The 20723-nt window shown below is 59.6% G+C and carries 20 protein-coding genes, 1 tRNA gene and 2 pseudogenes; all 23 read right to left on the bottom strand.

Annotation, left to right across the window (positions count from 1 at the left end):
* Window positions 1–1333 precede the first annotated feature (1333 nt).
* Entirely contained in the window at window positions 1334–1852 is a 519-nt protein-coding gene (locus tag PSH03_RS32965) for a histone-like nucleoid-structuring protein Lsr2 (RefSeq protein WP_308194404.1), read from the bottom strand.
* A gap of 42 nt (window positions 1853–1894) precedes the next feature.
* Window positions 1895–2587 carry a DUF2637 domain-containing protein gene (locus PSH03_RS29610; protein WP_238691046.1) on the bottom strand — a complete coding sequence of 231 codons (693 nt, stop codon included), beginning with the start codon at window positions 2585–2587 and terminating at the stop codon, window positions 1895–1897.
* Window positions 2588–3504: 917 nt separating this feature from the next.
* The gene (locus PSH03_RS29605; RefSeq protein WP_238691045.1) at window positions 3505–3834 is read right to left on the bottom strand and encodes a hypothetical protein; all 330 of its coding nucleotides are present in this window, start codon (window positions 3832–3834) and stop codon (window positions 3505–3507) included.
* Window positions 3835–3907: 73 nt separating this feature from the next.
* Window positions 3908–4150, bottom strand: coding sequence for a hypothetical protein (locus PSH03_RS29600; protein WP_238691044.1), 243 nt, complete (start codon window positions 4148–4150; stop codon window positions 3908–3910).
* A 479-nt stretch (window positions 4151–4629) separates the two neighbouring features.
* Window positions 4630–4935 (bottom strand): recombinase family protein, encoded by a 306-nt coding sequence (locus PSH03_RS33105; protein WP_372494917.1) that lies wholly within the window; start codon window positions 4933–4935, stop codon window positions 4630–4632.
* An 842-nt stretch (window positions 4936–5777) separates the two neighbouring features.
* Window positions 5778–6347, bottom strand: a complete 570-nt coding sequence (locus PSH03_RS29595; protein ID WP_372494916.1) for a deoxycytidylate deaminase — start codon at window positions 6345–6347, stop codon at window positions 5778–5780.
* Window positions 6348–6543: 196 nt separating this feature from the next.
* Entirely contained in the window at window positions 6544–6978 is a 435-nt protein-coding gene (locus tag PSH03_RS33100) for an SLOG family protein (RefSeq protein WP_372494947.1), read from the bottom strand.
* Window positions 6979–7721: 743 nt separating this feature from the next.
* Window positions 7722–8417, bottom strand: a complete 696-nt coding sequence (thyX, locus tag PSH03_RS29590; RefSeq protein WP_238691042.1) for an FAD-dependent thymidylate synthase — start codon at window positions 8415–8417, stop codon at window positions 7722–7724.
* Window positions 8418–8564: 147 nt separating this feature from the next.
* A complete protein-coding gene (gene nrdJ / locus PSH03_RS29585) occupies window positions 8565–10745 on the bottom strand; it encodes a ribonucleoside-triphosphate reductase, adenosylcobalamin-dependent (protein WP_238691041.1) in 2181 nt (726 codons plus the stop codon).
* Between the two features lie 21 nt (window positions 10746–10766).
* The gene (locus PSH03_RS29580) at window positions 10767–11357 is read right to left on the bottom strand and encodes a hypothetical protein (protein WP_238691040.1); all 591 of its coding nucleotides are present in this window, start codon (window positions 11355–11357) and stop codon (window positions 10767–10769) included.
* 71 nt (window positions 11358–11428) lie between these two features.
* Window positions 11429–12184: a hypothetical protein gene (locus PSH03_RS29575; protein ID WP_238691039.1), complete on the bottom strand. Its 756-nt coding sequence runs from the start codon at window positions 12182–12184 to the stop codon at window positions 11429–11431.
* Window positions 12181–12876, bottom strand: coding sequence for an RNA ligase family protein (locus tag PSH03_RS29570; RefSeq protein ID WP_238691038.1), 696 nt, complete (start codon window positions 12874–12876; stop codon window positions 12181–12183). The genes PSH03_RS29575 and PSH03_RS29570 overlap by 4 nt, the downstream gene beginning before the upstream one ends.
* Window positions 12877–13149: a hypothetical protein gene (locus PSH03_RS29565; RefSeq protein ID WP_238691037.1), complete on the bottom strand. Its 273-nt coding sequence runs from the start codon at window positions 13147–13149 to the stop codon at window positions 12877–12879. It abuts the gene before it with no gap.
* Window positions 13150–13254: 105 nt separating this feature from the next.
* Complete coding sequence (locus tag PSH03_RS29560) at window positions 13255–13878, bottom strand: hypothetical protein (RefSeq protein ID WP_238691036.1); 624 nt, start codon at window positions 13876–13878, stop codon at window positions 13255–13257.
* A 20-nt stretch (window positions 13879–13898) separates the two neighbouring features.
* Complete coding sequence (locus tag PSH03_RS29555) at window positions 13899–14702, bottom strand: toprim domain-containing protein (protein WP_238691035.1); 804 nt, start codon at window positions 14700–14702, stop codon at window positions 13899–13901.
* 31 nt (window positions 14703–14733) lie between these two features.
* Window positions 14734–14829: pseudogene (locus PSH03_RS33095) on the bottom strand (CHC2 zinc finger domain-containing protein); the annotation flags it as partial.
* Between the two features lie 100 nt (window positions 14830–14929).
* Complete coding sequence (locus PSH03_RS33090) at window positions 14930–15322, bottom strand: endonuclease domain-containing protein (RefSeq protein WP_372494945.1); 393 nt, start codon at window positions 15320–15322, stop codon at window positions 14930–14932.
* Between the two features lie 57 nt (window positions 15323–15379).
* Complete coding sequence (locus PSH03_RS29550; protein ID WP_238691325.1) at window positions 15380–16201, bottom strand: AAA family ATPase; 822 nt, start codon at window positions 16199–16201, stop codon at window positions 15380–15382.
* 48 nt (window positions 16202–16249) lie between these two features.
* Window positions 16250–16342: transfer RNA gene (locus PSH03_RS29545), tRNA-Cys, on the bottom strand.
* 29 nt (window positions 16343–16371) lie between these two features.
* A complete protein-coding gene (locus PSH03_RS29540) occupies window positions 16372–16797 on the bottom strand; it encodes a D29-gp49 family protein (protein WP_238691034.1) in 426 nt (141 codons plus the stop codon).
* Between the two features lie 29 nt (window positions 16798–16826).
* Entirely contained in the window at window positions 16827–17888 is a 1062-nt protein-coding gene (locus tag PSH03_RS29535; RefSeq protein ID WP_238691033.1) for a hypothetical protein, read from the bottom strand.
* Window positions 17881–18678, bottom strand: a pseudogene (locus PSH03_RS29530) (PD-(D/E)XK nuclease family protein); the annotation flags it as partial. The gene PSH03_RS29535 and the pseudogene PSH03_RS29530, both read right to left, overlap by 8 nt.
* Window positions 18679–19227: 549 nt before the next feature.
* A complete protein-coding gene (locus PSH03_RS29525) occupies window positions 19228–19623 on the bottom strand; it encodes a WhiB family transcriptional regulator (protein ID WP_255751224.1) in 396 nt (131 codons plus the stop codon).
* Between the last annotated feature and the right edge of the window lie 1100 nt (window positions 19624–20723).

The following is a 20723-nucleotide window of genomic DNA, read 5'->3' as shown; positions in this document are numbered from 1 at the left end:
CTGTGCATAATGCACCATGGGGCTAGGCGTAGCGGTTTATGCACCCCCCGTGGCGTAGGCCGCTACGCCCCCCAACGACCTAGGAGGGGGGTTCGATGCGCCTTCGTCGACGCAACGTCGGGGGGGAGTTTGCCGCCACCCAGAGCGCTCCACGACACGCGCTCCACAGACGACAGACCACCCTGTTTCGACGCTCCCGGTGTTGCTGCGGTCAACCGTGGCCGTGCCGGTTCCTCCCCCAGGTGCCACCCGTGGTGGTGGTCGATGCACCTGAGGTGCCGTTCACCATCGATGACTTCGCGGATTCGTGGAACGGACCAACCCGGGTGTTCAGCGCCTTCACCTTTGGTCAACTTCATCGAGGCTGGGGGGACCAGTGAAGCAAAGAACGCTTCCCGCACGGTGGCCGCTTATCAACGTGCTTGACCGGCTAATCCTCAAACAAGCCGATCATTGTTGCGGATCCGGTGACCTTGACATCATCGTCACCGTCGTCCCCAAAAACGCTGACCTGTTGGCGCTCGAATGGGTATGGGTTCGGGGTGTCAAGGTCAGCAACGGCAAAGACGTATCGGTGCTGTGCCGTGTTGTGGCAATCCGTGAGTACGTCGGAACGTTCCCCCCCATCGAGTCACCGAGGGGGGAAGCAACACCACAGTTTAGGTCACCAGGGGACCGTGATGCCCCTGTTTGAATGCGGCCAAATGGTGTTTCTGTGCAGTGACGCATCCGTTCAGTTCAGCGGTGTTCGCGCTATGCACTTCCGTGTTATCCGGGTACTCGACTGGGTCACCTACGACGGTTGGGTTTGGCTTGACGGGTATCAGTTGAACGCCTCGGGTGATGCCATTGAGCGGCGAACGGTGTACGTCCAAATCTGGGGCGTTCGGCCATCACGGCTGGTCCCAGCCGAGAGAAGAACCAACCGGAAGACGTCACGGACACCCATCCCTAAACGTCCTGTGAGAATGTGAGGCCAACCATGGGAGCCCCTGAACCCCTCAACCCGATCGTTGACGTAGGCGACACCATCACCCTTTCCCAAGGGGACTACCTTGAAGGGGTGGGACGGTTACACCTCAAGGTGACGGCTGTCGCAGCTAACGGACCGATTGAACAAGAGCCATGGGTCTACCTCTATGGCAAAGAGCTAGAGTGGAACGGCGCTGAGGGCAGAAACCGCGCCGTGTTAGCTCGGGTGTCGGCGCTCCAACAGCCTAGGGCTGTGGACCGACCCAAGGTGAAGGCATCCACTCAACCCGAGGGGGGTTAGGGGGGAAAAGGGGAACCCCCCACCGGCGGCAACCGGTGGGGGGTTCCTGTGTGTCCGGGGTTAGGCGTTCGCCCCAGAGAAGGTTGCCTTAGGGGCGGCGTTGGTCTTCTTAGCCGCCGGGGCTTTCTTCGCTACGGGCTTCTTAGCCCCTTTGGGTTCCTCCGGGGTGGTGTCCCCCTCCGGGGTTGCCTTCGGAGCCTCAGTGACCGTCTCAGGGGTCGCGGCAGCCTTCACCGGGACACCCCCCGACGCGTTGTATTGCTCCACGATGGCGGTAGGGATGCGGCCACGGTCGTTCAGGGTGATCCCCGACTTCACAGCCCAGTCCCGGACAGCTTTGGTGTCGATGCCCGAGCCTCGACGAACCCCAGGGGTCGGAACCACCCGGTTGGTACCTCCGACCCGTCCGATGCGCTGAGCGTTGGCAACGTACTTCCCCAGGGCGTCACGGAACGCTGAGGCGTTCGGGGCGGACAGATCAATCTCATACGCCGACCCATCGAGGCTGAACGTCACAGTTTCCGCAGCCTCGGTACCGTCGGTGTCATCGACAAGCTTCGTGATAATTTGCTTCGCCATTGCCGTTCCTTTCCTGGGGAGTGCGTTGATGGTACCGGTGAATTATGCAATTGCAACCGTAAGGCTTGGCTTCCCAAGCTCACGGAGCTTCTTAGCCCAGTAGGACCGAGCCTGTGGGGTCGATGCAACCCGCGCCATGATCCGAGCGGCCAGCACTTCCCGTGACTCTTCGGGGATGTCGTCGACACTCACCGTGGAGAAATCAACGGGGGCAACCGCAGCGTTAGCAACCTCGGAAGCGTTACGTTCCACCTGGGCGGCACGGGCCTCAACTTCTAGGGCGTACGCCTCCACTTCCCGGATGCGCTGGGCAACCTGAGCTTCACGGGCCTCAACCGCGTTAACCCGGTCGGCTTCCTTCTTCGCGGCGGCAGCAACCTTCCGGGCCGCGTGCGCTTCGTGCATCAACAGCCCGAGGTGGACAGCCAATGGAACCGCAACCACCGGGACACCCCGGACCACCGGGGAGGGCAGCGACCCCGGGTCGGCGTTCGCCCAAAGGGAGTAGCCGAAGGCGGCAGCCATCACCAGCCACGCGTAAGCCCGAGCCCAGCCCGACAGCGTCACCGCTGCCATGGTCGCAATGGTGATGAAGCCTTCGGTGAGGAAGCCATAGATGATTGCCATGAACCACGGGATCCCGGCGGCAACCGCAACATGGTAAAGCTGCTCATAGCTGATAGCGAAGCTACCGAGGGTTAGAGCGATGATGCCGCCCATGATCTTACGTTCCACGTTGGGCAACCCTTCGTGTGGTCCGGTAGAGGCTTGCTGACTGGTCTACCGTAGGGCATCTACCTTTCATGTCGCAACTCTGAGCGCCATTGTTTTTCTTCCCGACGGCGTTGAGCTGAGCGGTTGCGCCGAATGTAGTGACCCCAGGTGCCGTCATGCCCTTCACAGCACCACCACCACCAGCCGCCTTGACGGTGCTTCCGGGTCGCTGCCCCGAGGGTCCGCCCCACGGTCACCTTCCCTGGGCTCTGCTGATTTCACGACGGGTCCGCCGGTATGCCTTTTCGGCTTTCCGGGCAGCCCGGACGGTTTGCCGGTCGGTGCCCCGAATAGTCTTTCCCACTGATAGCCCCTCTGAGACGGTGGCACCTCGGAGGGGTGCCGTACCCCTCTGATCGTAGGTTCGGGGTTCTCTGGGGCTCTGAGGGCACAAAGAAGGGCACCCCCGGCGGGGGTGCCCTTCCTCTATCCCATCCAATCCTTAGAGCTTCGCGTACTCCCGGATGTGCGCCTGAATCCGCTTAATCGCTGGGGACACCAAAGAACCCGCTAGGTTCAGCTTTCCGCCACCCTCAAGGGGGATGCCGTCAAGCCGGTCCAAAAAGTCCACCCAATTAATCCGGGATCCCTTGGCGAACCACCCGTTATAAACTTCCTGGGCAGCCTCAAGGATTTCGTCAGTGACTTCGTCAGCCTCGGTGACAGTTACCCAATTGTCAGACGTCACAGGATTCACACCCGATCTTCGGCTGTTCTTCGTCAAGGTGTTCGGGGCACATCTCCAAAACCCCAATCGGCCCGACCCCCGAGCCACCCAACGACAAATCCTCTAGTTCCGAGTCGGCGGCACCCCGGGTGTAAAACGGTCCGGCGATAAATCCACCGGCTTCCTCGGACCACACTCCGAAGATTTCCATTTACTGCCCCTCCCTCGGGTGCCCCTCGATGAAGGAAAACCCGTGGAACCACACCGGGGCGGAATCGATGTCACCCCATTGGAGTCCGATATCCGTCTCTCGGGACCGAACTTCGCCGTTTTCGTAGTTGATGACATCACCTCGGACACCGATCCGAGTGATAACGCCGTTGGTGAAAGTCGCCTCGACAATCTTCGGGGTGATCTTCAACAGGGGAACCCGCTGCCCCTGAACCAACTTCATTGCCCACTGAACGACAACTTCGCTTCCGTCGGTGATTTCCCACGTCCGCTGAATAATGGACAGTTCCGAAACTTTGCGGATCTTCACGATTCTCCCCTTTGGGTGGTGTAACAGGATGATACCCGAATGGGGCACCCCCGGAAGGGTGCCCCACCGTCAACTACTTCTTAAGGCTCTCGGCAGCCTTGACGTAAAAGGCTTCCCCGACACCCTGAGCGGCTTCACCCAACAGCGCCGCGAACACCGGAGCCCAGCCCTGAGAAATCGCCATAGCGCGAACACCCTCAGCGGCGGTAGTAACGGCTTCCTCCGGAGTCATCCCGAAGTTCACGACACCGGACAACACCGCCGCTTCAACCTGACCGGCGAACGTCCGAGGGATCCTGCTCAGATTGATACGCATACTCGTCCCCTTGGGTAGTACGGGTGTGACTTGCTGACCCGATGAATCTACCATTGAACATCTACCTTTGGCTACCCGGGACAGCGAACAGCCCCGCCCGGTGGGGAGATCGGACAGGGCTGTTCGGATCAGGGGTGTTGCTGGTGTCGCTAGTTACGCCGCGTCTGCTACAGCGACGGATGCCCAGTCGACAGACGCCTTACCGGCTGGTGACACGTACACCGCGTTCCGAGGTGCAATCTTCCGATTGAACCGGGCTTCATACCCGTACTCCCCGAACCCCTCGGGGATGTTCTTCAAGGTCACCCGGTAGTAAATCCTGGTGTCGGTCACTAGTTCGATTTGCACCGGGACCGGTGTCCGGTCCGAGGTGATGTAAAAAGCCAAGTCCCCGGCACACAACTCCCAACGTTGCGTTGCCGGATTGTATAGACCCCGGAGGGGGGTTCCGCGTTCAGCCCCACCGGTTCCGGATCCCATTAGTACACCGTTACTAACCGGGCTTTGCGCCCGTCAATGTGCCCTCTGATCTGGGCACCCACAACGTTGTTACGGGAGATCATTTCCCAGTCGACGGAGACGAACACGTCTCCGGGCTCAAGAACCCCTAGAGCGTTCATAAGCTCCGTCCGGTCGTAGGTGTGGCCTGACGCGAACTCCGTGAAGACGCCTCGGACCGGAACCTGTAATTGCGCTGCCTTTTCGCGGCACATTCGTTCGCCATGAGTGAAGATTGTTTCCGCGCGATCGTACGCCGATCGTAGATAAATTACAGCTTGCGGCATCCGACCCCCTACGTAGAAGCCCGCTGACCCCCCGGACGCTACCCATACACATCTACCGTTGCAACCACCGGTTTGTGATGTGACCCACGTCACAGCAACGCTTTTGAAGGGCTCTGAGCTGCGGTTACAGACGTATTACGATCCTCTGTGTCACCCAAAGTTCCTGAGTCGATACTCAGTGCAACCTACGCCGGCGAATCCTTCGTACGATTGCGTATCACCCTTAGGTCATCTACCGTTGACGGGTCAGCAGCACCCCTCAGACCACCCCAGAGGTGACCGACTATGGCTCAACCGACGGCGCTCCGATACGTCGCTAAAGGGTTCCTCAACGACAGTCACGTATGCGAAATGTGCCCCAAGCCCAGCCCCATCGGAACCGTTCGTTTGGCAGTGGTTGCCCCCGACGGTAAGGAAATAGGGGAAGTGTTGGCAGGGGTTGTATGTGCGTCGTACGTCTCCGGACGTCCGGTGCAAGAAATCCGAGGCGAAGCCGAATACGCCGACCGGCTACGGGCACGACGGATCCTAGAAACCCACAGGGCGTGGCGGCAACGTCGGGCCGATTGGTTTGTGAGCCACAGGATTCGGGCTCTCGGGGCGAACGCTTCATACGCCAAGATCCGGGAGTATCGGGCCTCGGACGCCTTCAAGGAAGCTGAGGCGGCGTACCTCCAATCAGACCCGGAGCCACCAGCGCCACCCACGTACTAACGTCATCGACGACAGAACCCCCCAGGTGATCAACCTGGGGGGTTCGTCGTTCGGTGGTAACACGGTTGTCAGCAGGCCAGAACCACAAAGGGAACCAACACCCCGGAGGGTGCGCCACCGAACGGGTATCACCCTACATCAGGCGTACTACCCCACGGCGTAACTACCCTCGCAACCCCGGCAGCGGCAATAAGCCGCGAACACCCATCACACGGAACTTCCGTGACATAAAGGGTTGAACCTAGACAGTTGTCTCGACCGGCGTAAATGATGGCGTTCCCCTCAGCGTGCACAGCGACGCATGCCCCGACCCCGGTGTCATAGCTACTGCCCGGAGCAACACCCGACGTAGCCCGAGGGCACTCCCCCTGTAGACATGACGGGCCACCTGGGGGGGAACCGTTGTAACCGGTAGACACGATGCGAGGGAGCTTCCTGCCGTCCGGCTGAACATCCCACCGGACCACCAGTGCCCCTACTCGTCGACGCGAACAGTCGGCCCGTGTTGACACCGCCACAGCGATCCCTAAGAAGTATTCATCCCAACCGGGGCGACCCCGTTTAGTGAGTCGACCCCTACAGGAGTGGATAACCAGCCACGTAGTTTTGCCGCACCCTGGGCACTCCTGTTTGCCGTCATCACGGGGTCGACCCCCAGCACCCCGAAGGGCACCAGGGGTCGACGTCGGTTCGGTCACTGAGTCTTGGGCTCCGCGACCATGGAAAACTGGAAACCGGTGACAGCCCCAGCCGAGTCGTACTCGGCCCCAGCCGGATCCCACACGTTCAGGATGATGTCATAGGGCGTACCCTGGTAAAACTGATCACAACACGCGGTAGCCTTCGCCATGAGATCGGCGTAGCTGCTACCCCGGATGATTGCGTTAAGACGCACTAAGTAGTCTCCCTCCAGTAAAGAACCGGTATCCCGGTTCGTTCCGCCAACTTGGCAGTCATTGAAGCGCCTTTAGAGTCGTTGCGTATAAACGCTAAAACGACGTCTGCGCCTAGTTCGATCATTGCGGCGTTCCTGAGGAACCCGGCCCTTTTGCCGTACCGTTCCCATTCGGCTGGGTGCCGTTCCTCGGTGATGATTACGCCGAACAGTTCCGGCGGAAAATCCGCGTAGTGCTCACACCATTCGCGAGCAAACCGATCAGCCCCGGTGGGGCAATCCCCGTGAACGATGGTGTACGTGGTGTCTACCGGAGCGGCGACGCATATAGCGTCTAGGTTGGTCCAAACCTTTTCGGGGGTAGCCCAGTCACGGGAGCCCGTAACTATGATTCTCAGACCCAACCGCCGGTAATGAAGTGGGCAGTGAGCCACACCATGAAAGCGACCAACACAAACCGACGTAGTTGCGTCCACCCAGAGCGCTCCCGAGGGGAAGCGCCCTTCTTCCACTCCGTACCGAAATAAAGCCACACATGTTCACTGAGGGTGTCCCCCGGCTTCGAGTTGAAAAGGGCTATGCCCTCGACAACCAGGAAATAGACCAGCCACCCAACCCACAAAGCGGTGAACATCAGACACGTTCCCAGGTGAGCGGAGTCCGCTCTACGTGACCGGTAACCGTCCACCGGTCACCGTGGTACGTAGATTGCTCCCGACTGATCTGACCCTTCGCGGTTGACGCTGAGTCGTACGGACCGAACCGGGTAACCCAGATAGCGCCCGATTGCAAATAGGGTGCCTCGGAGTCCGGGGCTCGGTGGTACATCACCACAGCCGAAAACTGTTCCGTCTGATCTTCCCTGAGGTAACGCGCCATTAGCAGCCACCCGACGGGTAGTCGTCGTAATCGTCTCCGTCACCGTCGATGATGATGGGGACCGGAACGACGTTCGTTCCGCCGGTCGTAGGCTTCCGGGGCTGAGGTGCCGGACGCGGCTGGGGAACCGCCCGAGGGGCACTAGGTGCCGGAGCCCTTACGGCTGGGGCTGGTGCCGGACGCGGCGCTACCGGACCAGCGGCACATGCCGGGGCAGGGTCACCGCAACCCACCAGCGCCACAGACGCACCGAAGCAAACAACGGCAGCCGCAGCAACGGCAACACTGAGACGGGTCTTCACTGGGTAACCTCCGAACCGTAGGGAACCTCTGAGATGTCCTGTACCGACAGCGGAGCGATAACCCGAAGGTGACTGAGCACCTGGGCGGCAAACTCCCTGATTTCGTTCTCAGCGGCTACGTGGTGCCGCTTCCCCAAGACGTCACGCCACGCGCGAAGGTTCGCGGTAACAACGAAGTCCACTGGGGTTGACTCGGGCAAAAATGCTCTAGCCGCCCCTCGGGCTTCCTTCAACGTCTTCCCCTGGGCTAGCAGCCGCTCAACAGCCGCTTCGTAACGGTCCATCGAGTCCGCGTAGTGCCTATCCAACTCAGCCCAAAGGGCAGCGCCGAAATCCGCCGGGACAACCGGCAACGGGTGCGACTTCGTTTGGTCGACGTAGCGCTGAGACTCCACTGACAGCGAAATGTGCCGGTGGCGCTCTAGCTCTAGCAGCATCGAACGGGAACCCTCGGAGACGTGGAACGACACCGAGGCATGTTCCAACACCGAATAATGACCCTGGGTCAAAATGTTGTTGAGGTACCCGGCGGTTGTGGCAGTCTCGGCCCGTTCCCGACCGAACGCCTTATAGCAACTTCTACCGGCGAACTCCCCCAGGTGGTCAGTGTCGGTGACATCAAACTCAATGAACGCTTCGTTGAAGAATCGCGTTCCCGGAACGACTCGGCGTAGTGCTTCCCAGTCAATCATTGTGAAAGCGATAGGGGTAACCAGCAGCAAAAGCCCCTCCTAGGGGTTGAGGATTTGGAGGGGAAGGGATGACAGGGGCTATCAATGCCGGCCGGTCATCCCCTCCCGTTGAACATCGTACGTTCAGGGTTCTCTAAGCCCTGGGGGTCACCTCACAGGGCATGACCCGTTGGCGCACTCTTCGTCCACCGAATCGGCCACCGACGTCGGACCAGTGATGGAAGCCCACTCCGCTTCGGTTAGCCGTTGGTACGGTGCCTGAGGCCGCGACCCATCAAGCATCAGAGTTGTCCCCTTCAACCGGGGCAACCACCGGGCTAGCACCTCTGAAACCTCGGTGACGCGTTCCGGGGACGGGCCTGGGGGACGCAACGCCCCTTCAAGCAATGCCGCTTCCTGGTGGGGCTCAGCCGCGACATTCGCGGTGAACGACACCGCGTTATCGGCGTACTCCGTTTGAATCAACGCCTGTACCCGCAACATATCGTTGAGGCTGATTTCGTCGGCAGCCTCAACCAACTCCAACGGATCCAGCCCGAGGGCTTCCACCTCAGCAACCAGCAGCTCAGTCGTTGGAAACTCAACAACCATGGTGTTAGCCGCTGACCGGTCGGGTTCCATGTGATAGCCCTCAGCCGCGAACTCCGTAAGCCGATCCAATTGGAGCGGATCCACCGTTGAGAAACGGATACGGCGGATGAACCGCCGAAACAGCAACGGGTGGATGCCCTCTGTGCGCCCAGCAAGCTTCGCGATACTGCCGGTGGGTGCCTCGGTGGTGGTTTTTACGGGCTCCGGAATCCTCAGTTGAAACGCGTACTTTCGGGCTTCGTCACGTACGGAATCCCGGAGGGTCCGAAGGATCCACTTCACGGAAACACCCTCGATTTTGGCGTCCGGTGCGTCACTGAACCGAACACCGTTCTTCACTAGGAAGCCCTGAAAACCGAAGTGCCCCACACCGATCCGGCGTTGCCGCTTCAACACCTCAGCCTGTTTCGGGTCGGTGACATCACCGAAGGTTGCCCGAATCAGGAACCGCGTCATCAACCGGTGTGCCGTAAACAGCCCATCCCAGTCGACGGAACCTCCGGGCACCTGGGGTGCGAACGAATCTAGGTTGACGTGACCGAGGTTGCAGTTTTCCCAGGGAGTAAGGCTTACCTCTCCACAGGGATTACAACAAATCACCTCGACGGGCTCACCGACGTTATTAAGGGTGCTGTTCCAAAAGCCCGGTTCCCCGTTGGTTAGCATCCCCTCGACAGCAGCGCGGAAGACACGTCGTGCCCATTCCGCTCTACCCTCCGGGGTCACGGGGTCGGCGTTCTCGACACCGGTCCCGGTGAAGCCGATTTCCGAAACGGCAGCGGTGAACTCAGCATCAATCTCGATGCTGATGTTTGTCGTCCAATGCTCCGACGGGTCGGATTTGCATCCGATGAAGTCCATGATGCTGGGGTCATCCCAGCGGACCATTGACATTCGGGCCGAACGGCGGACACCACCGGCTACGACACACGCTCCGACTTCGTGGGCAATCCCCATAGCCTCAAGTGGTGTAACAGCGTCCCGAAGTTCGCTGCCCTGTTGCCACTCAGGGGAACCGTTCAGGATCGCTGAGACGTTCACCAGCATCCGCCCAAAAGGCAACGGACCTGAGGCTGTGCCCCCGAACGTTCGGAGGGGAGCCCCTTCGGGCCGAACCCGAGAGACGTCGTACACCCGGTCAGGGTGCTTCACCGGGTCATCGGTCATATAGACGTCTAGAAGGTCTACTAGAGCGGTTGCCCAGCCCTCCCGACTGTCCTCAACCGGGTAAGCCCCAGCCCAGTCGTGAGCGAACTCCGATGACAACACCCCAGCGTCACGCATCTTGGCGTAGTCCGGGTGGTCCGGGTCGCACACGATGTGCACCCGGTAGTGCCCCCTGGGGGCACCGTACTTCTCTAGGTGGTGGGATGAGTAGTTGCCTCCGACCCCACCACCCTCCATTAGGCGCATAAATTCGAAATGGTAATGGTCAGAAAACTTCGGACCCCATCCGGCGACATGACAGTTAAACAGATACTGTCGTCCCGGAACCCCGGAAGCCCACAGGTGCCGCCCCGCTGGGATGATTCGGAAATCACCCATCATCCGGTAGAGGGCGTCAAACTCCGCTTCAACCTCAGCGGACCATTCGGAACGGTCCCCGTAGACCAAAGAGAGGTTACCCGAAATGACTCGGGTAACCGTCTCTTCCCAGGTTTCTCGGGTGCCGTCCGGGTTCGTTCGCTGGTAAGTCCGCTCAAAGACGGTTTCACCGCTCGGTCCCCAGTTGGGCACACAGACCCCTTTCTGTTGATGTTATGCGTTGTTACTGATTACGGCGTTAGCGCGAGTGTTCGAAATGATCCGCCGGGAACCAACCCCTTGATGGTTGGTGCCCCTCACGGTCTTTGCCGCGTTCATCTCCGTCGACAACTCTCGGGTTGCCTTCCGGTACATGCTTTGCGCCGACTCCGGGGAAGACGCTCCGACGTATTCGGCAATCGACAGCCAATCGGTTTGACCCTGATCCGATGGGGGGCACAACATATGCCGCCCGTAGATGATTCGCTGTTGCCACTCCCGGAGGTTCCCCCAAGCCGCTTTGATGTCCAGCGCGGTATCAATGGCATCACCGGTTGTCCACCGGTCGGATAGTTCGTCGGCTGGTCCGTTCGGCCAATCCTCGGTAGCGAAAAAAAACGGGAGGAACAGGCGAACGTACTCCGGGTCATAGTGGGTTTGGCCGGTTTCACTCATCTTCCGGATTCGCTCGGTGCGCGCGTTCTTCGCCGCTACCTGACGCAACCGGGTTTCGATAAGCCCAATGTTGCCGTTGGTCAGCAACACCAGATAATCCCGCTGCCCCTCGACTACCTCTAGGGAAAGGATCCCCTTAGCTTCGTCCACCTCAAGCCCGTAAAGGTAGTGGACTCGGGTCGCGACTCTGTCAACGATGGGGAGAAGGTCAGTGATGGTGTTCAACTGTAAGTTTCCCCCTCGACTGTGAACCGCCCATTAGTGATGGGAATCAACGACGGGGTTACCGCTTTACCGTCTACGTACAACACCGCTATGCCCTGTTGCCAATTCGCGGAACCGGCACCGAGGTACGACGCGGATTTGAAATCCATCAAGTTTCCAACCTCGACACCGTAAAGACGTCGGGTATAGCGACCGTTCACCGTGGAATGGTCGTGTTGCATCCCGAACTTATGGGTGTGGCCGCAAATCACCGACATCCCCCACTTACGGGCTAGCCGCATCGCGACACCACCAGGGGTCGGAGACGTCCCCCTAGACTCGTCTCCGTGCGCCAACAGCCACCCAGGGGCAATCAGGTACGGCTGTTCGTGGTAGCTCACCCCGAGGCGTTCGAACTCAAGTAGCTCCGGGACGGTGAGCCCCTTGACCCCCATCAACGCTGGGGCGTACTTCCGGATGTAATTCAACGGTCGGTCCATGTGATTCGACCGAGACACATGGATCGGGCCGGAATGCACAGCCCTCAGTGCCTCAAAGTGCGTTACACCTTGGTTGATGTGGTTTTGTAGGTTCCCCCGGTATTCCATCTCGGAACCCCGGTGCCACCGGGACACCTGGGGGAAGTCGACATCATCTCCGACGGACGCAATTTCGTCCGGCTGATACTTCCCAATGAACCGGTAAACAGCGTCAAGTGCCTTCCGGTCGTGATAAGGGATCTGGGTATCAGACAAAACTACGATGCGCTTCAAGCGGCAACCCGGAGACTCTTCGGGGTGTTGTCGTTACCGGGGAACGCCTTGAAAAGCTGATTCGCTGCGGTGTGGTACGCAACGACACCTTCCGGGTTGCGAAACCCGGGAACAGCCCAGGAACCAACCGCCGTCAACACATCAAGGGTTACCGCAACCGCGTCGTTCATCCGGTGACCGTCGACGACAGCCATCACGGGAACGACGGTGCACACCTCGGGGCACTCGGCAGCGTTCGCGAAATCCGCCCGGTACGCGTCTCCGTGTTCGTCGCGAGGGTCATACCACTTGGCGACGTTGAACAGCGCAAACCGCCGATCATCGAGCCCATAGCCCCGTTGGATGCCCTTACCGAACCACTCCCCGTAATGGAGGCCCGGACCGAGACGGGTAAGCGTCTTAGCGTTCCGCTGAACCCAGGAAGCAAACCCGAAGTTGTCCGCCCCTGGTGCCAACCACCGGTTACGGCTACCGGCCCGGATGACAAACTGATATTCGGGCAACCCGTCTTCCTCACCGATCACCGTCTCATCGGTGATGATGTCAATGACGGTCGGGTCTTCGTGTTCTCGGGAATACCCCCAGTGCTGCCGCTCCACCTGAATAACACCGTTGGTGCCGTCAATCTTCTCCGTAATCACCACCGGCTTACTCAGCCGTGGGATCTTCTTGAAAGCGGGGAATTCCCCCATTCACACCCCCTGGGTTTCGTGGTCGACAATCTTTGGTGACGCTGTACCGATGAACAGATAGAAGTCGACGTTGTCGGGAAAGTCTTCATCCTTGACAGCCATCAACCGTGCGGTGTTTGAATACGACGCGTCACCGTGTTCGGTGAGGTGGGCGGCTAGCCTGCCCATCACCATTAGCAACTCTGAACGGCTGGGGTTCTCTCCGTGGGTGCCAGCGATCCGCCAACCCTTAGAGGTGTAAATACCGGCCAACTCTCGGGTAGTCAGAGCCATTTCAAGGCTCCAATTGTCCGCAGACTCATCGTCTACCGGGGTGGCCTCCGAAACAACTTCGTAAGTCCGCTCAACGCGGGTCTTAGGCTTAAGCCAACCGAACATTTACAGCGCCCCCTTAACCGCTTCGAACGCCTCACCCATCCGAGCCAACCGGATATCCACCATTGCGGCGTAAACCGCTAAGTCTTGAGCTTCCTCCCGAGCCATCACGATAAGTTCGGGAATCGTCATCCCCTCAAAGCGCTGCCCCTCGGAGGTGCTGTATTGCTCAGCACCAACACCACGAACCCGGGACTGTGCCGCTGAGATGAACGCTCCGACGTATTCGGCCAACTGATCCGGGGACACGTTCACCGAGGGCACCTGGGGGAAGTCGGGGGTAGTGACCCTCTCGATGTTGTCGGCATACGGCCACATCCCGTAACGCTCCCCTTGGAAATCCACGTACACAGGCTGCCGGTTATCGTCGATATCGACCCGGGAAACAACACCGACGGTCCCAACGGGGAGGGTGTTGTAAATCCTGGTGAGCTTCACCCGGTCGCCAACTTCCCACGGCTTCTCAGTGGCAACAGGGGTGACCTTTTGCAATTCCTCGGTGGAGTAAACGCCGCTGTTGCTGCCAACCTCGACACGCCACGGGTAAACCGAGCTAACTCGGGCCTCGACGATTACCCCGGTGTCCCCAATGCTCTGGGGGTAATCCGGTCCGTCGATAATCTTCACGATGTCGCCAACCTTAAGCACTATGCTTCAACCTCCAAACGTGCCCGGAGCGCTTCCGCACCCTCGGAACAAAGAAGCGAATTTACGTCGTGACCTGGGGGCATCAGAACCACCCGGGCATTCGGGATCTGTGAAGCGACCTTTTCCCCGAAGGCTGCCCCTTGTCCTTTGTCGTCGTTGTCGCAGAGGACAAACACCGATTCATAGCCCTGAAAACACCGAGCGAAGTACGGTCGCCACCCGTTGACACCAGCGATGCCTACGGCAGGAAGCCCGGCGCTGTGCGCCGACATAGCGTCGAATTCCCCTTCGGCGATACATACGAAGGGCTCACGGCGCTCTAGGTCGCGGGGGTTGAAGATGCGTGGCATATCCCCGGGGACAGAGAGGTATTTCGGGCCTCCGGGGTGTTTCTTCAATGCGGCGTTCGCCTCAGGGTCTGGGGTGTCCGGCAACTCTGGGAATTGGGTTTTGATCTCGGACGCCAATTCCGGGATGTGGTCGGTTGGTACCGACCATTCCGGGTCGGGTGGTTCGGGAACCTCGGGGCTTGGCACCACCCGGAAACGGATGCTGGTTATGCCGCTACGGGTTACGTACGGGATGGAGATTTTCCCGGCGTATAGTTCATGTCCCGGCAAAGGGTTTTCTACGTACCCCAGCCGAAAGGATTGAACGTTGTCCCTTGATAGGCTCCGAGTCATCAAATACTCGGCGGCGTTTGTGGCCGCGTCCGACAGTTGAAGGCTGGTTGCGTACTCCGTCGTAGCGTTCTCCAAGAATGCCCGTAACGAAATCGATGGCACTAGGGAAGTCAGGTGCATCCCCCTTCCATATGACTAGCCCGAAGGCGTCTTCGGAGTTGATAGAACAGGCGAAGCATCGGAAGCGTTGGAGCCCCGTGGACACGGACGCTGACGCGTTCCTGTCTTCGTGAAATGGGCATTTCATCGAACGCCACCGGGGAGCCTCGGGCACCCATTGAGCGCCGTAGTGCTCTAGGATCGGCGCAATGGGTGGTCTTTCGCCATCCACCTAGATCCCCCTTCGGCTACTTCCGACGTCGGTAAACCCGTCGTTTCTTTTCGGAGGGCCGACCGGGGGCAATCACTTTGACCCCGAGTGCGGCAACGGCTGGGGGGTCACGGAGGTAATCGGCTAGCCCTTGGGCTAGCTCAGCGGACTTGAGCCTGCCGATAAGCCGCCGGTTGCAATACGCGTGTACCAAACCTCTGACGTGCGCCCCGTGTTCGTGGTCGATGTGCGGTGTTTCTTCGTCCCGGAACTTCTTTCGGCATACGCCGCACTTACCGTCTTGGAACTCAAGGATTTCATCAAATTGCCTTAGCGTTATCCCGTAGGTTTTGAAGACCCATTCGGCGCGTTGCCCTAGGCGTTTGCACTCGGGGTCGGCGCAATACTTCCGCTGTTGACCGGTGAGCACCGAGGCGCACACCGAACACACCTTCTCCACGGTCAGGGGTTTCCCCCCTTCGTGGTGCTAAGCGTAAACATGGGGTTCTCTCCCTCCATCGGTGTTCGTCGCTGGGATGTCTGCCAACTTCATTCGGGGCGGTTCGTAGAGCAGTGGCAAATGCCAAGCCCCGGAGGGGTCAGCTTTCCCGGTGCGGTTCTTCACTGGGCACACGTAAAGGCGTCCGATTTCGTCGGTGCCGGTGGTCGCGTCCCGGTACAGGGTCAAAATCGTCTCCGGAACCTTTGACACTTTCCCTCGGAGCCCAGACATCGGGACCGGGGTGATTCCGTCATCAAAGGTGCCTGTTACGTGGTGGAGCGCCACGACAGCGGCACCGGTTTCCCGCGCTAATTCGTGTAGGTAGTCGCACGCGGCCTCAAGTGCCAAGTAGCCCTCACCAGCGTCGGGCAAATCCAAATTGGATAGGTTGTCAATCCAAATCGAGTGCGGCCACTCCCCGTACGTCGCGGCGTACGCCTGTAGTTCTTCCTCCAAGGCGTCAACCTCGATGCGCCCTGAGAAGTCAAGCCGGATATGGTTCAGCTTCTCTAGGTGTGCGTCAACCGCTGAGGTGTTGCGGTGTTCCACGGCGTTTTCGATGTCTCCGGTTTGCCACCCGGTGACCATTGCGCCTGCTCTCAAATACATTGTGAATGCGTCTGTGTCCGCTGAGGCGTAAAACGCGGGGCTCCCAGCCCTCAGGGCTATTGACAACGCGAACACTGATTTTCCGACACCTGGGGCGGCGGCAATCAAAGTGAATTGGCCGCGTCTGATGTGGACGGACTCGGCTGCTAACGTCTTGAAGACTGTTGGCAGCGGATCACCAGCCGAACCCTTAGACAACTTCGCTCTAGTCAAAGTGAGAATTCGGGTACCTCCCTTCCTGGGTTGCGCCCCCGGTGGGATTCGAACCCACGACTCACCCCTCGACCCGGTGATTAAGCCCGGTTGTTGGGGTTGCTCTGTCCACTGAGCTACGGGGACCGACGGAGCCCCGAAGGGCTCCGAAGGTGTTACTTCGGGATCTTCTCCGGGCGGCACTTACCCGGGTCATTCCGATCGGCTGGGCAACCCCAGAACGGTCCGTACTGTCCCTCTACGTAGTTCTTCGTGCCGTGAGGGCACGTCGGGGCGGTAAGCCCAGGTGGAGGGGTAGCCGGCTGTCGGCGCTGCTGCTGTGGCTGCTGCCGGTAGTTCGACTGTGCGGTCTGGGGGTGCTCCGTCGGGGTGCCCCCGAGGGTGGCACCGATGTTGAACGCCGCCTTGAATGCGGTATCCATGTTCGCGAGCTTCGCGAACAGCCCCGTAGCCTCGATTTCACCGAGCTTATCCATGACGGTTGCCGCGTCTTTGCCCTTCACAGCGACTAGCGGAGCGTCATACCCGGTGTGGGGCTTAAACGAAACGACGATGTCGTCTCGGGTGGTGTCGTCAGTCAAACTCTTATCCTCCAATGGTTAGGGGTTGCTTAGGCCGCGTCGAGAATCGCGTCTAGAAGATCGGCAAGACTGTCCATGCCATCCGCAGCGTCGGACATCTGGTCAGCCTTAGTCCGCATAGCCTCAGCGGCGTTACGAAGCTCAGAGGCCGCGTCAGGGGTGTCCGTGACATCAGTGGTTGCGTACTCCGGATCCACGGTGAGTGGACCAGCCGGAAGACCCAGCGCCGTAGCGAAAGCCTCCGGGGTGAGGATGCTTCCCGGGGTGATGTTGTCACCAGCGGCGAACTCCGGGCGCTTAGCAGCCGGACCGGTGGCCGTAGCGCCGTTACGGTCGGTGCGACGGAGAAGGTAACGCTTCGGGTGCTTCGAGACACCACCACCATCCCAGTCGACGGTAATGCTGTAGTCGTCGCGAATGTCAGTGATTACTCCGGTGTCACCGATACGCCACGCAATAGCGCCAAGGTCGGCCCGAACGTACTCGACGACGTCCCCGATAGCGTGCCCCTCGGTGGTGGTCACCGGGTTCACTGTCGGGGCGTTCTCAATCACCTCAAGTTCGGACGCGAAGTAGTACCCGGTGATGCCGTCAACGTCAATCATGCATCCACTCCCCTGCCGCTCCATGACGGTTGCGGTCTGTCCCGAGCGGTGACCACTCATCTTCCAAGCGCTATCACGAATTCGGACCTTGGCACCGACACCCAACACCAGGGGCTTAACGGGCTCCGGGGCAGCCTCGACGCTCCACGGGTAATAGTTGCCAGAGGAACGCCGCTGAAAGTCGACGTTGATGTATCGGCCCGAGAAACCGAAGCCGCTATCGAGGTTAGTGACGATGCCGGGGTCACCAGTGAGAACGTGCTTCACCCGGTCGCCAATCTTGAAGTTGTGCGGAGCCTTCCCAAGATTCTGGGCGAAGTGCCCCGGGTGAAGGTCCGGATCGTTGTCCCAGGAAACCCCGATGGAGTCGTTACGGTGCCGAATCTCGGTGACGGTGCCGAAGTTGCCGACCCGGGAAGCCTCGGAATACTCCGGGTGGTTCCCGGTGTAAACAACCCGGTCGCCTACGTTGAACGTCTCAGTCATTCGTGTTCCTCCTAGCCTTGGGCGGATAGTCGTTGGTGCGTACTCCCCGAGCGGAGCAAAAAGTTTGAACGCCGCATGTGCGGCAACCGTCTCCGGGGGCAGGAAGGAAAAGCCCAGCCGTAACGGCTTCGTCCATGTCGTGAAACCACCGGGTCACTCGGTCGCGGTTGAACCGCTCCAAGTTGATGGGCGGATCGGGTTTCCCGTTCTTCGCTAAGTAGTAATCGCCCCACACAGGGCGCACCCCGAACAGTTCTTCGATTGCTAAGCCGTAGACGCCTAACTGAAACGGCCAAACGGGGGTTTTGGTCCCCGTTTTGTAGTCCCGAGGTAACAGCGCCCCTCCGGGGAATTCCTCCACAGCATCGATGTACCCGAGCACTTCAATACCATCGAGGTTCAACCGAAACTCCACCTCAACGGCGACTTCGTCACCACCGAGACTTAGAGGGCGTTCGGGCGCTGAGTGCGCGTACCTCAGGAAGGCCCGGATTTGGTCGGCTCCCTTAGCCTTCCGTCGGGTGATGTCGTCTGAGCCCTTGACTCTGCCTCCGGTGAGCCACCGGTTCGGGTCGGGTTCACGCTTCAACCCCTCAGCAATAAGCCGGTCGTAGGTTGCTTCGTAGAGCGTCACGGTTTCACGCTCTGAGGCGTCGCGTAACGATCGCTCCCACATCTCAGCCGCGTCGTGGAACGCTGAGCCCTGGGCGAACCAGGCTGCCGGGGTTTGTGGTGCCTTGGCTATGCGCTCTAGCCGGTACTGTTCGCCGCACTTAACGAACGTCTCCCACTGGGAAACGCTGCGGTGCGCTGGTCCGTCGGTTACTGTTCACCTCCTTTTGTGCATCTACCTTTCCGGTGTAAAAAACAGGGACCGTCACCGGTCCCTGGTGGTGGCCTCCGGTTTCTTAGTTCGGTGTTGACCATGCCCGGATCCGGGTCTGAGCGTAACCACCCTCAGACCACCCGAAATCCTCGGTGGTGAGAAGCCGCGTCCCGAGCGGCAACACCCCGTAAAGCCCCATCGTCTCATTGGGGTTCTGTAGTGTCGTGTACGTCAATTCGTAGCCGATACCACTGATGAAATCCCATCGGGCCAAACATACTTTGTTCGGTACGTGGATAAGGATTCTGAACCCCGTCACCTGGGATTCGTCATCCAAATCAAGCCGGTCGAATGCCGCCCACCCCTGAGTTACGGCGGACATTTGCAAAAGGCTAGGTGGCACGGTTGTTCCCTCTCAGCCCCGTTGGGAGGTGTAACACTGCGGTAACTGTAGTCGGTGCATCTGTCACGGTGCATCAACCGTTCAGGGGAAAGATCCACCAGGCAACTAAGTTACGCAGCGGTAGCCCTTCGCCGCTTCGCCACTATTTCGACCACTGCCTTACGGGTTAGCCCGGTTGCGTCTGCTACGTCCTGATGTGTCGTCCCCTCAGCGTTCATGCTGAGCACTTTAGAAACAACAATTTTGCGGTCATACTGGGCGGATTCGCGGACCCGAGTCCGAGTCAACCGCTGAGCCCCGAGAGGGTCAAGGCGCTCCCGGTCTTCGGCCGAGAGCCCTCCGAAAACCCCGTGTTCGTGGGCGGAACCTTCGGCTTGGCATTCCGTAAAACGGCTGAGCGGACAGTCGCCACAGAGGCGCTTCGCCTCAACCATTTCGGCTGGTTCGTCGGAGAAGAACAATTCCGGATTCGTGGAACAGGGAAACACATTCCCCCCATGGGACATCTACCATTGACGGGTAAAAGAGTGGAGGCACCGTTGAGCGTCCCGACGTCCGGTGTCCCCAAACCTTCCGGCGGTTACGGTGCCTCCGCTGTTAGCACAAACGTACTACGGGGGTTCTCCCGTTGCACATCAACCGTTCGGCTGATCAAAAAGGGGGTCACCTGGGAAGTAGCTCCCCGGGTGACCCCCTCCGTGGTGCTGCCTAGACCGTAGCCCGAGGGTTCTCCGCACCCTCAGCCACCGGGGGGCGGACGATGGAGCCCGGATCATCCGATGGGCGACGCTTTGAGTAGTAAAACCCCCCCTTGGGGTTCCCTGGGGTCGGAGGCTGGTTCCGGTCGTAGCAAACGACAACGTCCGCTTCCCTCAGTTGCTGTAGCCACAACTCCAAGCGTCGCGCCTCACCAACCTCTAGGGTTTCTCCGGCTTCCTTTGCCGCGAGAGCCCGAAGGTTGTTGATGACTTTGCACCGGTTGTGCTGGGTCGCGACCTTCCACGGGATGAACGACTTACGGTCAGCCCTGGGGCGAGTCTTGTTCGCGCGTTGCATTTGTCGGTAAACAGCCTGCTCACCGACGCTATACATAGCCCCAATTTGGCCGTACTTAAACCCCTGGTTTACCAGCCTCTGTAAGACTTCGTTATCGGGCAACTTCCGCACCGCAGGCATTATTAGAGTCTCCCCACTCTAATCGGCGACATAGTGTCGTCACCCCGAGAGTGCGACCGGAGTCCCCCGACACTCCACGGCATACACCCTCTGAGGCGCATCTACCATACCATGCACATCGAACGTTGAGCCTTAGGTGAAGCTTAAGAGCGCCTATGGGTCAGCCGTCTCACCAGCGGGACTTTGGTGCATAACCGCTCGGTGCATCATCGCGAAGAACCTTCATCGTAGTGTCTTCGGACATCTACCGTTGGAGGGCGCACCGTTGAAACCTGAGGAAGTTGCACACTTGAGGGAGCTAGCGCGCAAAGCGGCAGCCTCAGCCCCTCCGTGGGGCGAAGAGACTATTAGAGACTTTGCACGGTTGTTCCAAGGATGTCCGAAACGAAACCCCCGGCACCCCGAAGGGTGACCGGGGGTTTTCCCCTAG

Source organism: Micromonospora salmantinae (genome assembly GCF_022230905.1).
GTDB classification, from domain to species: domain Bacteria; phylum Actinomycetota; class Actinomycetes; order Mycobacteriales; family Micromonosporaceae; genus Micromonospora; species Micromonospora salmantinae.
The sequence above is the reverse complement of the archived record's forward strand: the minus strand, read 5'-3'. Positions and strand labels throughout refer to the sequence as shown.

What these genes read in the sequence shown, in the direction of transcription:
- PSH03_RS29570 (WP_238691038.1), bottom strand. Translation starts at nt 12,876, where the DNA reads ATGGGGGAATTCCCCGCTTTCAAGAAGATCCCACGGCTGAGTAAGCCG.
- PSH03_RS32965 (WP_308194404.1), bottom strand. Translation starts at nt 1,852, where the DNA reads ATGGCGAAGCAAATTATCACGAAGCTTGTCGATGACACCGACGGTACC.
- PSH03_RS29535 (WP_238691033.1), bottom strand. Translation starts at nt 17,888, where the DNA reads ATGACTGAGACGTTCAACGTAGGCGACCGGGTTGTTTACACCGGGAAC.
- thyX (WP_238691042.1), bottom strand. Translation starts at nt 8,417, where the DNA reads ATGATTGACTGGGAAGCACTACGCCGAGTCGTTCCGGGAACGCGATTC.
- PSH03_RS29525 (WP_255751224.1), bottom strand. Translation starts at nt 19,623, where the DNA reads ATGTCCCATGGGGGGAATGTGTTTCCCTGTTCCACGAATCCGGAATTG.
- PSH03_RS33105 (WP_372494917.1), bottom strand. Translation starts at nt 4,935, where the DNA reads ATGCCGCAAGCTGTAATTTATCTACGATCGGCGTACGATCGCGCGGAA.
- PSH03_RS29565 (WP_238691037.1), bottom strand. Translation starts at nt 13,149, where the DNA reads ATGGCTCTGACTACCCGAGAGTTGGCCGGTATTTACACCTCTAAGGGT.
- PSH03_RS29600 (WP_238691044.1), bottom strand. Translation starts at nt 4,150, where the DNA reads ATGCGTATCAATCTGAGCAGGATCCCTCGGACGTTCGCCGGTCAGGTT.
- PSH03_RS29555 (WP_238691035.1), bottom strand. Translation starts at nt 14,702, where the DNA reads ATGCACCTGACTTCCCTAGTGCCATCGATTTCGTTACGGGCATTCTTG.